Raw genomic sequence first — 13361 nt, forward strand, 5'->3', positions numbered from 1 at the left:
GGGGGACGTCCCTTTTTTCAGAGGGATGTTGGTGCTTCAGGACGCCGGAGATTAGCGGGGCGGTTTGGCAAAGTTGATGCCCCGATCCACCAGCGCTTTCAGGTAACTGGCTTTAAGACTCTGCACGTGGCCATCGGCGTAGAGGTAATTGGCCGCCTGGAGATGCCGGTCGGGTTGAATATCCGCGATGACGGCATTCCAGTTGTTCCAGTTGCGGGAGTGCGTATGATCGTTGTAGGTGCTGTGGCCCAGTTGATCGGCCGCCTCAAACACCGTGAAGGTCTCCGACGGTTTGGGCAGCGCGGTGAGCTTGCGGTAGGACGGCTCATGGGGCAGCGGCATACCGAATGGATCAAGGGCATCCACCGAGGTATATTCATTGAGAATATAACTGGAGGCCTGGCGCTCGATGCGTTCCTGCCCGTGGGGATCGGCCAGGCAGACGCGCACCTTGTCCGTGGCAATATAAGGGCGCAACAGATGTATCCAGGAGCGGTTGGTTTGCCCGCCATGGGAGGTGGTGGGGCCGTAACCGTCAAAGTCCTCGGCATACATCTGAATGCCCAAACCGATCTGCCGCAGATTGGACAGGCAATGCGCCGCCTTGGCCTTGCCCTTGGCGCGGCCCAGAGCCGGCAACATCAGGCTGGCGAGGATGGCGATAATCGCCATCACCACCAGCAGCTCGATCAACGTGAACCCCCGCCGGTTCGGACGGCCCTGCCCGTCGCGATGGCTGAGTGCAAAAGTCATTTTTTGACCGCCATTATTAATCAGGACGCGGAGGCGGTTTTACCGCGTTAGTTCATGGTGAGAATATCTCCAAGCCGGCACCTCTTGGGACGACATGAAGGCCCTGAGAAAGAAGTGGGCTTGGAGCCGCCGGAAATCAGGCGGACGGGGAGGGCGGGGCACGTTCCGGCATCAGGCGGATATCGCCTGCCGCAGGACGGTGAAAATCAATGAAGCAAACAATGGAAGGAGTCTGGCATAACGGCCGGATCAGCACGGCAACATCCGGGCATTCGAGTAGATGCCCGGCGGCCATTTGGGTGGCCACGCAATGATGGCCCGGAGTTTGTGCATCCGTGTGGAAGAAATGATGGATTTCCCGGCTGAGGCTCGCGGCCAGAAGCAGCGAAAACAACGCCATCATCACTGCGCCCGTTGTGGTTTTCCACAATGGCCGCGCCGGCTGTCGGTCATGGCGTTGTTGAAGCATGACAAATAACTTATAACATAAACCTCAACCGGGAGCAATAGGGCGGCCCCTCGCGGTTGGCGATGGCCGGGACGGTGCTGTTGGAATTGCTTACCGGCCTTGGTTGGCCGTGGATTTTAACCAGCCCAGGCGGAAGCGGGCGAAAAAGATGGCCTGGTAGGGATTCTTGTCGCCCGCCTCGTAAAGCAGGGCGCCGGAGCCGTCCGGCAGCGCGGCCAGGCAGGAGTAGGCGGCGGGGCGATCGTCCACCACCCGCGCCCACGGCCAGGAGCGGCCGTCGTCTTCGCTTGCGCGCACGGTAAGGCGCTCCCGGCGGTTGGTGCTCGCCGGATTGCTGAACAAGAGCACCCCCGGCGTTTCGCCTTGAGGCCAGGAGAGCCGCCGCAGGCTGGCCTGGCAGATGGGTTCAATCAATTCGGGCGCGTGCTGCTGCCCGGTCCAGGTCAGACCGCCGTCACTGCTGAAGGCGATTTGGCGGGTGGGCTGGCTGCGATTGTAGTTGCGCATGTTCAGCAGGAGGCGCCCGTCACTTAATTCCGCCACTTCACATTCATTCACGTTTGGCTGGGGAGTGCGCCCGCCCAATTTCCAGTTTTGGCCGCGGTCATCAGAATAGATGATATGCGAGTAGTATTGTTTGGTGCCGGCCTCAATGTGATCACAGGGGATGACCAGCCTTCCGCGCGCGGGGCCTTTTTCCAACTGAATGCCGGCACCGGGGCCGGTGGCAAACCAGGTCCAGTTGGTGGGCTTGACCTGAGGGGTGATCTCCCGCGGCGCGGCCCAGGTCAGGCCGTGGTCATCCGAGTGCGTGACAAAGACCCGGCGGGTGTCTTTGCTGGTCTGATTAATGATTTGCGCCTCCCGATCTTCTCCGCGATTCCAGGTCATCAGCAGGTAGAGACGGCCGGTCTGGCGCTCCAGCACCGGACAGGGGTTGCCGCAGGTGTGGGTGGAGTCGTCCCAAACCACCTGCGTGGTGGACCAGGTGCGGCCGCCATCCCGGCTGCGCTTGAGCACCAGGTCAATGTCGCCGGCGTCACTGGCTCCCTGTCGGCGGCCCTCGGCGAAGGCCAGTAAATCCCCATTGGCTGCCACCACCAGGGACGGGATGCGATAGGTGTGGTAGCCGTCCTGGCCGCTGGTGAAGACGGGGACGCGCCAGAAGGAATCAGGCAGCGATGAATCGGGCATGGCCGCCGAACACAGGTGGATGGCAAGCCAGGAGGATCCCGCGAGGAGGATCAGCCCAAGGCCGGTGACTTGCCGGCCAGGCAGTTTAGTGTTGTTCATGTGCGGCAATGGATTGGTGATGACCCGACTTTGCCAGTCTCCAAGAGACGGGTCAACTTCCTCTCATGGCTCCCGCTGCCGGGAGGCGGTTGCTTTTCATCAACGCCCTCAGGCGCTTTGGGAGCGGCGGTGAGGTGGAGAAAACCGATTCGTGTGGTGGGACGAGACCCTGCAGGGCAGAGGCAATTTGTTGGGCGGGTACGAGGCGGGGGGATTCCTGATTGCCACCCGATGGTGTGCCCTTTAGAATGCGGGCATGAGACATCCCATGCATCGCCGCCGGTTTTTGCACACCACGGGCGCCGGTATGGCTGCGTTGAGCACGTTTTCGCTTTGGGCCGCGGACAATCCTCCGCATCGCCGCTTGCGTGTGGCGGTGATGGGCCTGGGCCGGGGTTATGATCATGTCCGCGCCTTGCTGGAGCTGCCGGGGGTGGAAATCGCCTGGTTGTGCGATGTTGACAGCCGCCGCATAGACCGGGCGGCGGAGGCGGTGGAAAAGCAAACCAGAGCACGGTTGCAAGGGCACAAGGATGTGCGGAAGATTTTGGAGGATAAAAACCTGGATGCCTTGTTTATTGCGGCCCCCAATTTCTGGCACACGCCGGCCACCGTAATGGCCTGTGCCGCCGGCAAGCATGTGTATGTGGAAAAACCGGGCAGCGGCACCGCGCAGGAAAGCCAGTTGATTGTGGCCGCCGCGCGCAAATATGGGCGGCTGGTGCAGATGGGCAACCAGCGGCGCAGTTTTCCGGGCATTATTGAAGGCATGGCCAGGCTGCGGGAGGGGGCCATTGGCCGCGTCATCACCGCGCGTTGCTGGTACACCAACAGCCGCGGCAGCATAGGCCGGGGGCAACCGGCGCCGGTGCCCGCATGGCTGGATTATGAGTTGTGGCAGGGGCCGGTGCCGGAGCGGCCCTACAAGGACAATCTGGTGCATTACAACTGGCATTGGATGTGGCACTGGGGCAATGGGGAGCTGGGTAACAACGGCGTGCACTACCTCGATCTGGCCCGGTGGGGGCTGGGGGTGGATGCGCCGCGGCAGGTGGCCTGCACCGGCGGCAGGTATCATTTCCACGATGATCAGGAGACGCCGGATACCGGCGTGGTCACGTATGATTTTGGGTCGAGTTATGCCACGTGGGAATGGAGCAGTTGCCATCCGCGGCCCACGGAAAAATTTGGCCTGGTGCATTTCTATGGCGACAAAGGCTCGATGATTTTTGAGGGGGCGGGTTACCGCGTTTTGGATCTCAAGGGGGTGGAGATCGGGAAGGGCAGCGGCCCGGCCACAGACAAATTGCACATGGGGAATTTCTTGGACGCGATTCGAGGCGAGGCCAAACTCACCAGCGACATTGCCGAAGCGCAGAAGAGCGCCTTGTTGTGTCACTTGGGCAACATTGCCTGGCGGGTGGGGCGCACGTTGCGTTATGACGCCGCCGCGGCCCGCATTGTGGATGACGCCGCGGCCATGAAATTGTGGCAGCGCGAATATCGGCCGGGGTGGGCGCCCACGGTGTGATGTCACGCGGGCGGTTGGGCGCACGCGGCAGGTTTAATCCTCCACCGGGACCACCAGTTTTTCCATGATGTAATCTTTGCGTTCGGGCGTGTTTTTGCCCATGTAGAACGTGAAGATGCCGGCGGCCTCGGTGCGCGGGGCGTGCTCCACGCGGCTGAGGCGCATGTCCTTGCCGATGAACTGCTTGAACTCGGCCGGAGAAATTTCGCCCAGTCCCTTGAAGCGCGTGATTTCCGGCTTGCCCCCCAGCTCGGCGATGGCCTGGTCCCGCTCGGCGTCGCTGTAACAGTAGAGGGTGCGCTGTTTGTTGCGCACGCGAAAGAGGGGCGTTTCCAGGACGTACAACCGCCCTTCGTGCACCACCGGCTCGAAGAAGCGGAAGAAATAGGTGATCATCAAATTGCGAATGTGGAGGCCGTCCACATCCGCATCGGTGGCCAGGATGATTTTGCCGTAGCGCAGGCCCTCGATGCCGTCCTCCAGATTCAGGCTCTGCATGAGGTTATACAGCTCGTCATTTTTATACATCACGTCCCGCTTCAGGTCCCAGACATTCAGGGGTTTGCCTTTCAGGACAAAGACGGCCTGGGTGTTCACATCCCGGCAACTGGTGATGGAGCCGGCGGCGGACTGGCCCTCGCAGATGAAAATCATGGTGTCCTCGCCCTTGCCGCGCTTGCGGTCGAGGTGGTGCTTGCAGTCCTTGAGCTGCGGGATGCGCAGGCTGATGGCCTTGGCGCGTTCGCGGGCCAGTTTTTTGACCTCCTGCAATTCCTTGCGCAACTGCTGGGTGTCGGTGGCCTTGGCGACGATCTGATCGGCGATTTCCTTGTTGCGGTTGAAAAAGTGCAGCAGCTCCTCGCGCACCTTGTTGACCAGCTCGCTGCGGATTTCGGTGTTGCCCAGTTTGTTTTTAGTCTGGGATTCAAAGACTGGATCCTTCAGGCGTATGGCAATGGCGCCCACCATGGACTCCCGCACATCGTCACCGTCAAACTTGCCGTTGCTGTATTCGTTGACGGCCTTGAGCAGGCCTTCGCGGAAGGCGCTCAAGTGGGTGCCGCCGTCGCTGGTGTAGGTGCCGTTGACGTAGGAATAAAACGTTTCGCCATAGCGGCTGTTGGTGTGGGTGAAACAAAATTCCAGTGTCTTGCTGCTGTAGTGCAGCGGAGGGTAGAGCGGCTCGGCGCCATCCGAGCGCAGGTCCTCCATCACCAGATCCAGCAGGCCGTGCCGCGATTGAAAGACCTTGCCGTTGAAAACCAGCCGCAGTCCCGGATTCAAATAGCTGTAGTGACGAAGCCGGTGCTCAATGTGCTCAAGCCGGTATTCGTAATCCTTGAAAATCTCGGGGTCCGCTTCATAGGTGACCAGCGTGCCGTCCGGCTCGCCGGGGCATTTGCCCTCCCGTTGCTGCTTGAGTTTGCCCTGCTTGAACACGGCCTCGGCAAATTCGCCCTGGCGGTGGCTGCGCACCAGGAAATGGCGCGAGAGGGCGTTGACCGCCTTGGTGCCCACCCCGTTCAACCCCACGCTAAACTGAAACACGTCATCGTTGTACTTGGCCCCTGTGTTGATGGTGCTGACGCAGTCCACCAATTTGCCCAGGGGGATGCCCCGGCCGAAATCGCGGACAGTGACCTTCTTGTCCTCCAAGGTGATTTGGATTTCCTTGCCATAGCCCATGATGTACTCGTCCACGGCATTATCAATGACCTCCTTCATGAGGATGTAACAGCCGTCATCGTAATGCGCGCCGGTGCCAATGCGCCCGATGTACATGCCAGTGCGCAGCCGGATATGCTCCAAGGACGAGAGCGTCTTGATTTTGCTCTCGTCATACACGTGCTTGTTGCTTTTAGATTCTGCCATAGTCCCGTGCGCCGGCTGGGAAGGCCGGATCTGCATCCGAGGCACAACCTAATCCTGGCCCGCAGATAAATCAACCCCTTAAAGGGCGTGTCCCCTATAAGTTGAGGGGAGTCAGCCCGCAATCCCCCACATATAGGGCCGGTGGATTGGTTCGCCGCTTGATGCCAGTTGCCGGGTTGCGGGAGGGGGGCGGCTTTGCTAAGCTCGTGCCGTGCGTGTAGCATTCAAAGAATGGGCGATTGTGACGGATGCGCTTTTGCGCGGGGAACAGATCATTATCTTGCGCAAGGGGGGCATCGCCGAGGGACGGGGGGGATTCCGGCCGGAGCATGAGCAATTCTGGCTTTTCCCGACGCAGTTTCATCAGCAGCGGGAATCTGTGGTGCCCGCCGCGCAGGCACGTTTTGATGAGCTGGCCAAATCCTGGCCGCCGGCGGACCGCGTGCGCATAGAGGGATTTGCCACACTCACGGGGTGGCGAAAATTGGACACGCTGGAGGAGGCCCGCAAGCTGTCCGGGCAACACATTTGGCGGGACGAAGTGATTGCCAGCCGCTACGAGTGGGGCCGGGAAGCGGGCATCTACGTCTTGCTGGTGCGAATCAACCGCCTGCCGGCGCCGGTGGAGCTGCCGGTGTTGCCCGCTTATGCCGGGTGCAAGTCATGGATAGAACTGGAGCGGGACCTGCCCACCGACGGGGCCATGCCCGTGCTGAGCGATGCGGAATTTGCCGCGCGGGTGCAGCAGTTGCACGCCGCTTTGCAATCCTGATATTTCCATGCCCAAGCGCCTGATTCTGGCTTCCGCGTCGCCGCGGCGGGTGGAGCTGTTAAAACAGTTGGGGGTGGAGTTTGACGTCATGCCCTCGCAGGTGGCCGAGGTTGATCACGCATTTCTTACTCCGCGGGAAATATGCCTGCTCAACGCGTGGCAGAAGTGCCGGAGCGTCGCCCGGAGGCGGCCGGATGCCGTGGTGCTGGGTGCGGACACGGAGGTGTGTCTGGGGGCCAGGATCTTTGGGAAACCCGCCAGCCGCGGGGAGGCGGAGGCCTTCTTGATGGAGTTGCAGGGGCGGGTGCATGAGGTGGTCACGGGAGTGTGTCTGATGCACTGGGGACGGCGCCGGCAATGGCTGGGCGCGGAGGTGACGCGCGTGCACTTCAAACCCCTGAGCGCGACGGAGATTGCGGACTACCTGGGCCTCATCCAGCCGCTGGACAAGGCGGGAGCCTACGCCATACAGGAGCACGGAGAACGCATCATTGAGCGGATTGAAGGTTCCTACTCCAACGTGGTGGGGCTGCCGCTGGAGATGCTGCGGGAGGCCCTGAACGAATTTGCCGATTTGCTCAAGGAACGTTGACGGCAGCCAGTTCCGGCCACAGGAGCGCGCTCATCACCATGCCTTTGGTGAAGCACTCCAGATCAAATTTTTCATTGGGCGCGTGCGGGTTGTCATCGGGCAGCGCCAGTCCCAGCAGGAGGGTGTCCGCGCCCAGGATGCTTTTGAACTCGTTGACGATGGGAATGGAGCCGCCCTCGCGCAGCAACACCGGTTTGCGGCCAAAGGCCCCTTGCAAGGCGCGCAGGGCCGCCTGGGCAAGGGGATGGTCGGGGGGAAAGAGATAAGGCCTGCCACTGTGGCCGGTGGTGATTTCCATGCGGACGGCGGGCGGACATAACTTGCGCAGATGCCGCACCACCAGGCGGAGGATGTGTTCCGGATCCTGGTCGGGCACCAGGCGCAGGGTGATCTTGGCCGAGGCTGAAGCCGGCACGATGGTTTTGCTGCCCTCGCCCTGGTAGCCGCTGGTCAGGCCATTGATTTCGAGGGTGGGCCGGGCGCCGCGTTGCTCGTTGGGCGTGAAGCCTTTTTCACCAAAGAGCTGCGGCACGCCGAGGAATTTGCGGTATTGCTCGCGATGGAAGGGCACGCGCGCCATCTGCTTGCGCTCAGCGGGGGTGAGAGGCCGCACGGCGTCGTAGAAGCCAGGGATGGCAACCCGGCCGTGGGCGTCGTGCAACTGACCCAGAATCTGGCACAGGGCGGTGGCCGGGTTCATCACCGAGCCGCCATAAATGCCGGAATGCAAATCCCGTGAAGGGCCGGTCACTTTGACTTCAAGGGCGGCAATGCCGCGCAAACCGCAGGTGAGGGCAGGATGGCGTTTGTCCGGCATGCCGGTATCGGAGACGACAAAAGCGGCGGCTTGCAGACGGCGTTGATAGCGTTTGAGAAAACCAGGCAGATTTTCGCTGCCCACCTCCTCCTCACCCTCAATGAGGAAGGTGAGATCGCAGGGCAGGGGGGTGCCGGTCTGGAGGTAGGCCTCGACGGCTTTCAAATGGGCGAAGTGCTGGCCTTTGTTGTCGCTGGCGCCGCGGCCATAAAGGGAGGCACCGGCCACCAGCGGTTGAAAGGGCGGGTTGCGCCACAGGGAGAACGGCTCGGCGGGTTGCACGTCGTAATGCCCATAAACCACAAAGTGCGGGCGGGGCGTGCGGGAGGCGCGGGGCCGGGGCGTGCGGGCGAGCACCACCGGATGCCCGGGAGTGGAGCAGACTTGCACCTCCAGACCCATGCGGCGGCAATGTTGGGCCAGCCAGTCGGCACAGCGGCGCATGTCCTTGCGGTGCTGCCGCTGGGCGGAGACACTGGGAAAACGGACGTAGTCGCACAGCTCCTCAATGAAACGCTCGCGGTGCTTGGACAGATATTCCAGAACTGTTTTCATGCGCAAAAGCAAAGGCGGGAAGTGCCCCTCACGACTGGCTCAAACGTTTAACCGGGGCCTCAAAAAGCATCTGGTGGGCCTCGCGGAGAATGGAGGGGATGCGCCCGGCAAACGGGCTGCGGGCGAGCGCGGCCTGCCAGTCAAACTCATCCACGCGGGCGGCATTTTCCCCCGGGAACCAATGATCAGCCTGGCCGAGCAGATTGTAACGCATCTTGGCCCAGTCCACCAAATCCAGGGCCTTGGCGTAGGTCCAGAGGCGCAGGATTTCGAGCACGTTGATCTGGCCGGGGGCGTCCACGTATTCGGGCAGGCCCTCAGGCCAGCGGCGGCACCAGTCGTCACCGAGCACGCGGCGCATTTCGGCGCGCAGGCGCTCCTCGATGGGGCGGACCACTTCCGCAGCCTGGTCATACCAGGCCAGGGCTTGCACGTGTTCATCGAAATCCTGGGGCCGCGCCACGCCGCAGCTCAAGGTGTGGACTTCCGGGCGGGCCAGACAAAAGAGGTCATTGAACTGTATGGGGGTCAACGGGGCGCAGAGCTGCCGCATTTTGGCGCTGGGGGTGTAGAGCTTGCCGCCCTTGTCGTTGGGGCTGATGATGAAAACCCCCATGTCCAGCTTGTGGGCGGCGAGCACGGCGGGCCAGGTCAGCTCGTTGACGAAATACCAATGCAGATTGACATAATCAAAGCCGCCGCTGTTGATCGCCGCCAAAATGATGTCCGGGGTGGCATGGGTGGAGAAACCTACGAAGCGGCAGCGGCCCTGTTGTTGCAGGCAGCGGGCCGCCTCCAGACAGCCGCCCGGTTTGAGGCTCCACTCCAGGAATTGCCGGTTGTTGATGCCGTGCAGGGCCAGCAGGTCCACATAATCCAGCCGCAGATAATTCATCGAGCGGTCGAAGGTCCGCAGGAATTCCTCGGCGGTGGCGGCGGGGGCCACCTTGGTTTGCACGATGATTTTGTCCCGGGGCAGGGTGGGGAGGATGCGGCCCAGTTGCATTTCCGAGGTGCCGTAGCCGCGGGCGGTTTCGATGTGATTGATGCCCAGCTCCAGAGCGCGGTGGATGCAGGCCTCCAGATTGGCCTGATTCTCCGCGGGGATTTCCTCCGGGGGCACGTCCTGCCATTTGTGCTGGTAGCGCATGCCGCCGCAGGAAATCACGGGCATGGAAAGTTCTGTTTTGCCGAACCGCCGGTAACGCATTTGAGGCCGTGCCATGGTTTCGTTATGCCAAAGGGAAGCCCGCGCCGCAACGCTTCATCACGGGTAAGTCATTGTTCAACGCCGGGACCGCGGGCGACGGGGGCCGGCGGCGGGTTTTTCCGTGCGTTTGGGCGGAACGGAGCGCGGCCGGGGCTTGGCGCGGAGCACCAGGGGACAGCCTTCGTAGCCGAAGGCCTTGCGCAATTCGCCGGCCAGATACTTTTTGTATGGCTCTGAGAGCAGCTCGTCCCGATTCACAAATAAAACAAAGGTGGGGGGCGCAGCCTCCACCTGCGTGGCGTAGAAAAACTTGAGATGATGGCCGAGGTTGCTGATGGGCTGCTTGCGCTCTACTGCAGAAGCCAGCACCCGGTTGAGCACGGCGGTGGGGACGCGCTGCCGCCATTGGGCGGCCACATAACGGATGGCCTCCAGGAGGCGCTCCAGGTGGAAGCCGGAAAGGGCGGAGGTAAAGATTACCGGGGCATAATCCAGGAAAAACATGCGCTCCTGCACCCAGGCGGCGAATTCATCGAGCCGGGCGCCGGGCTGGCCGGGGCGATGCTGGCGTTGGGCCTCTTTGATGCGCTCCTGGTAGAGGTCCCATTTATTGACGACGAGCACACAGGCGCGGTGGTGGTCAACAATCAGATCGGCAATTTTTTTGTCCTGTTCCGTGATGCCGGCCTCGGCATCGAGCACCAGCACGGCGATATCACAGCGGGCGATGCTGGCCTCGGCGCGATCCACACTAAAAAACTCCACGGAATCCTCCAGCCGCCGTTTTTTGCGGATGCCGGCCGTATCAATGAGGATGCACGGCTGCCGGATGCCGTCGGTTTCAATTTCAAAGGGCACGTCCACCGCGTCGCGGGTGGTGCCGGGAATGGGGCTGACGATGACGCGCTCGCTGTGGGTGAGGGCGTTAATCAAGGACGACTTGCCGACATTGGGGCGGCCGACCAGGGCAATTTTGAGCGGCTCAGCCTTGGGGGAATCGGCGGCCGGCCCGGTTGACGGCATTACACCCAGGGCATCCAGCTTTTGCATGACGAGATGCATCAGGGCCGGGATGCCCCGGCCATGCAGGGCGGAGACGGGTTGCACAGGATCAAAACCGAGGGCGCTGAACTCGACGCTGGCGGTTTCGAGGCCCTCATGATCGGCCTTGTTGGCCACCACAATGACCGGCTTGCGCGCTTCGCGCAGCCGCGCCGCCACTTCCTCATCCAACGGGGTAAGCCCCGTCTGTGCGTCCACCACCAGCAGCACCAGGTGGGCGGAGTCAATGGCCACCTGGACCTGCTGCAACGCCGCCTGCACGATGATGTCATCGGCTTTTTCGCCGCGCAGCAGGCCGATGCCGCCGGTATCCACCAAGGTAAAGGGGCGTCCCTTCCATTCCGCCTCGGCCGTGACCCGGTCACGGGTTACGCCGGGTTGATCATGGACAATGGCGATGCGCCGCCCAACCAGGCGGTTGAACAGAGCACTTTTGCCGACATTGGGCCGGCCGACGATGGCGATAACTGCCGACATCAACGGTAAGGATGACGGGGAGCCGTGCTGGCGAAAAGGAAAAACCAGCGTGGTGAGGCGTGAGGGGGGGCAGGCCGTCAGGTGACCTAATAAACTTTAATCCGGTAATAACGCTGGCCCCCGCGTGGCGGATAGATTTGCAACTCCATCGAATTTTCCGTGGCGTGGAGGGGGGCGCCCACGGGCTGCCAAAGGGGAGCGGAGAGGGAATCGGAAGCTTCCAGTTGATACATTTTGCCGGGCAGAGTTGACCATCGAAGAGTTAGCGCGCCGCTTTGAGCTTCCCACAGGGCGGGCCGGAATTGGGGCGGGGCGTGAACGATGACGGTGAAGCAGTTGGTGGCAGTCAAGTTGGGGGTGCCATTGTCACGCACGCGCACGCAAATATCATAGACGCCAGCCTGGTGGGCCAGAGGCTGCCAGCTCAAATGCCCCTGGGGTGTCAGCGTGAGGCCGGCAGGGCCGTTGGCGGGCGGCAGGAAGGTGAGGGTTTGCGGGGGCCAGTCCAGGTCAAAGGCTGTCAACTGGATTTCCAGGCGCTGCCCGGCGATGAGGTTTTGCGGGGGCACATCTTCGATGATGGGACGGCGGTTGTCGGAGGGGAGGGCGGCGTTGGGCGCTCCCGGGGTGGGTTCGGAGAGGGCGTAAATGCCGGCCTCACCATCGGGGAAGCGGCCCGAGCTGACATCGGCGAGTTGCAGGCCGAATTGCACTGCATCCACCAGGGTGCCGTCCGGAGCAAACAAAGCGATGGTTTCACCATTGCGGCTCAAGGCAAAATTCACGTGGAGGTTGGTGCCGCCGACAAGGTTCTGCCCGGCTTCATTATCCGCCCAGACCAGCAGGAAACCCTGGGGCGGAATGGTCCAGCCGTTGGGGATGCGGAATTGATAAGGATTATTTAGATTGTCGGTCAGGTAGTAACCGCTTAAATCCACCGGGGTGTCGCCGGCGTTGTACAATTCAAACCAGTCCTCGAAGTTGCCATCTGCCGGGTCGGCCAGGGCGGAGCGATTGTCCGCCATCCATTCATTGATGAACACGGGCACCGGCGCCAGGGCCGGGTTGTTGCTGCTCCCCGGCGTGGGATAATGAAACACCCGCCGGTACACCGGCTGACCGTCGGGATAATTCCCATAGCTCTGCCCCGCCCGCAGCCCCCGGTAGTTCAAATAGTCCAACACCGCCAGCCCCCCCGCCACCGGCATCACCAGCGCCACCGAACCCGTCCCCCCCGCCAGCCGAAAGTTCGTGTGCCAGTTCGTCCCCGCACTCTGCCCCGCCTGCCCGTCACACCACACCACCCGATACTCCCCCGGCCCCAACACCGCCCCCGCCGGAAACGCCCACTGCCCCAAATTCGTGTACTGATTCGCCAAATACCACCCCGTCAAATCCACCGTATGGCTCCCCCCGTTGTACAACTCCACCCACGGCTCCGCCTCCCCATGGTTGTCCACCACCCCGCCCCCGTTCTCCGCCTGCACCTCGTTCACATACACCTCCGGCAGCTCCGGCAACCCCACCGCCCCCACCGCCCCCGCCCCCGGCGACCGCGCATACCCCGGCGCATGCACCACCACATTCGAATTCACAAACGCCGTCACATACACATGCAAACTCGTCACCGTCGCACTCGGCAAATACCAGAAACTCACCGTGTACACCGTCCCCGTCTTCAACACCAGCGGCTGCGCCAGCGACTGCCCCACCGTCTGCGCCCGCCCTGTGGCCACCAGCCGCAAACTATACTGCCCCCCACGCCGCACCCCCCCGTCCCGCTCCGTCGGCTGCGTCATCGTCCCCCGCACCCAGCTCCCCTCCAGCGGCGCCTCAAAATCCCCGTTCACCACATAGTTGCTGCCCCCTCCCACCACCGTCCCCTCCTCAACCCGCACATCGTCCAGCCACACCTCCCCCGCATTGCTGAACCGAAAATATAAATTGGTCTGATTCAA

The 13361-nt window shown here is 62.1% G+C and carries 11 protein-coding genes; 3 read left to right on the plus strand and 8 right to left on the minus strand.

Annotated elements, in window-relative coordinates:
- Positions 1 to 51 precede the first annotated feature (51 nt).
- From N3J91_11535 to N3J91_11545, 3 genes are all read right to left on the minus strand, one after another.
- The gene (locus N3J91_11535) at positions 52 to 753 is read right to left on the minus strand and encodes a type II secretion system GspH family protein (GenBank protein ID MCX8157060.1); all 702 of its coding nucleotides are present in this window, start codon (positions 751 to 753) and stop codon (positions 52 to 54) included.
- 136 nt (positions 754 to 889) lie between these two features.
- On the minus strand, positions 890 to 1222 hold the full coding sequence (locus tag N3J91_11540) for a hypothetical protein (protein ID MCX8157061.1): 333 nt from the start codon (positions 1220 to 1222) through the stop codon (positions 890 to 892).
- 90 nt (positions 1223 to 1312) lie between these two features.
- Entirely contained in the window at positions 1313 to 2515 is a 1203-nt protein-coding gene (locus N3J91_11545) for a glycoside hydrolase (GenBank protein MCX8157062.1), read from the minus strand.
- 256 nt (positions 2516 to 2771) lie between these two features.
- Between N3J91_11545 and N3J91_11550 the strand changes: the two genes are divergently transcribed.
- A complete protein-coding gene (locus N3J91_11550; protein MCX8157063.1) occupies positions 2772 to 4046 on the plus strand; it encodes a Gfo/Idh/MocA family oxidoreductase in 1275 nt (424 codons plus the stop codon).
- A 33-nt stretch (positions 4047 to 4079) separates the two neighbouring features.
- On the opposite strand, the gene N3J91_11555 is transcribed toward N3J91_11550, so the two are convergent.
- Positions 4080 to 5918, minus strand: a complete 1839-nt coding sequence (locus tag N3J91_11555) for a type IIA DNA topoisomerase subunit B (GenBank protein ID MCX8157064.1) — start codon at positions 5916 to 5918, stop codon at positions 4080 to 4082.
- Between the two features lie 211 nt (positions 5919 to 6129).
- On the opposite strand from N3J91_11555, the gene N3J91_11560 reads away from it, so the two are divergent.
- Together N3J91_11560 and N3J91_11565 are read left to right on the plus strand one after the other, a co-directional pair.
- A complete protein-coding gene (locus N3J91_11560) occupies positions 6130 to 6690 on the plus strand; it encodes a DUF1802 family protein (GenBank protein ID MCX8157065.1) in 561 nt (186 codons plus the stop codon).
- A gap of 7 nt (positions 6691 to 6697) precedes the next feature.
- Positions 6698 to 7282 carry a Maf family protein gene (locus tag N3J91_11565; GenBank protein MCX8157066.1) on the plus strand — a complete coding sequence of 195 codons (585 nt, stop codon included), beginning with the start codon at positions 6698 to 6700 and terminating at the stop codon, positions 7280 to 7282.
- Here the strand turns inward: N3J91_11565 and N3J91_11570 are convergent.
- The 4 genes from N3J91_11570 to N3J91_11585 all read right to left on the minus strand — a co-directional run.
- Positions 7269 to 8654, minus strand: a complete 1386-nt coding sequence (locus tag N3J91_11570; protein ID MCX8157067.1) for a dipeptidase — start codon at positions 8652 to 8654, stop codon at positions 7269 to 7271. The two genes, N3J91_11565 and N3J91_11570, sit on opposite strands and share 14 nt — an antisense overlap.
- A gap of 28 nt (positions 8655 to 8682) precedes the next feature.
- A complete protein-coding gene (locus N3J91_11575; GenBank protein MCX8157068.1) occupies positions 8683 to 9864 on the minus strand; it encodes an aldo/keto reductase in 1182 nt (393 codons plus the stop codon).
- A gap of 75 nt (positions 9865 to 9939) precedes the next feature.
- Positions 9940 to 11403 (minus strand): ribosome biogenesis GTPase Der, encoded by a 1464-nt coding sequence (gene der, locus N3J91_11580; protein ID MCX8157069.1) that lies wholly within the window; start codon positions 11401 to 11403, stop codon positions 9940 to 9942.
- Between the two features lie 86 nt (positions 11404 to 11489).
- Positions 11490 to 13361: lamin tail domain-containing protein (locus N3J91_11585; protein ID MCX8157070.1), on the minus strand; the 1872-nt coding region annotated here is incomplete at its 5' end.

Source organism: Verrucomicrobiia bacterium, assembly GCA_026414565.1.
Taxonomy (GTDB): Bacteria; Verrucomicrobiota; Verrucomicrobiia; order Limisphaerales; family Fontisphaeraceae; genus Fontisphaera.

Excerpts from the sequence above, each read along its gene's own strand:
- N3J91_11565 (MCX8157066.1), top strand. The coding sequence starts at position 6,698 with ATGCCCAAGCGCCTGATTCTGGCTTCCGCGTCGCCGCGGCGGGTGGAG.
- N3J91_11535 (MCX8157060.1), bottom strand. The coding sequence starts at position 753 with ATGACTTTTGCACTCAGCCATCGCGACGGGCAGGGCCGTCCGAACCGG.
- N3J91_11555 (MCX8157064.1), bottom strand. The coding sequence starts at position 5,918 with ATGGCAGAATCTAAAAGCAACAAGCACGTGTATGACGAGAGCAAAATC.
- N3J91_11545 (MCX8157062.1), bottom strand. The coding sequence starts at position 2,515 with ATGAACAACACTAAACTGCCTGGCCGGCAAGTCACCGGCCTTGGGCTG.
- N3J91_11570 (MCX8157067.1), bottom strand. The coding sequence starts at position 8,654 with ATGAAAACAGTTCTGGAATATCTGTCCAAGCACCGCGAGCGTTTCATT.
- N3J91_11550 (MCX8157063.1), top strand. The coding sequence starts at position 2,772 with ATGAGACATCCCATGCATCGCCGCCGGTTTTTGCACACCACGGGCGCC.
- N3J91_11575 (MCX8157068.1), bottom strand. The coding sequence starts at position 9,864 with ATGCGTTACCGGCGGTTCGGCAAAACAGAACTTTCCATGCCCGTGATT.
- der (MCX8157069.1), bottom strand. The coding sequence starts at position 11,403 with ATGTCGGCAGTTATCGCCATCGTCGGCCGGCCCAATGTCGGCAAAAGT.
- N3J91_11540 (MCX8157061.1), bottom strand. The coding sequence starts at position 1,222 with ATGCTTCAACAACGCCATGACCGACAGCCGGCGCGGCCATTGTGGAAA.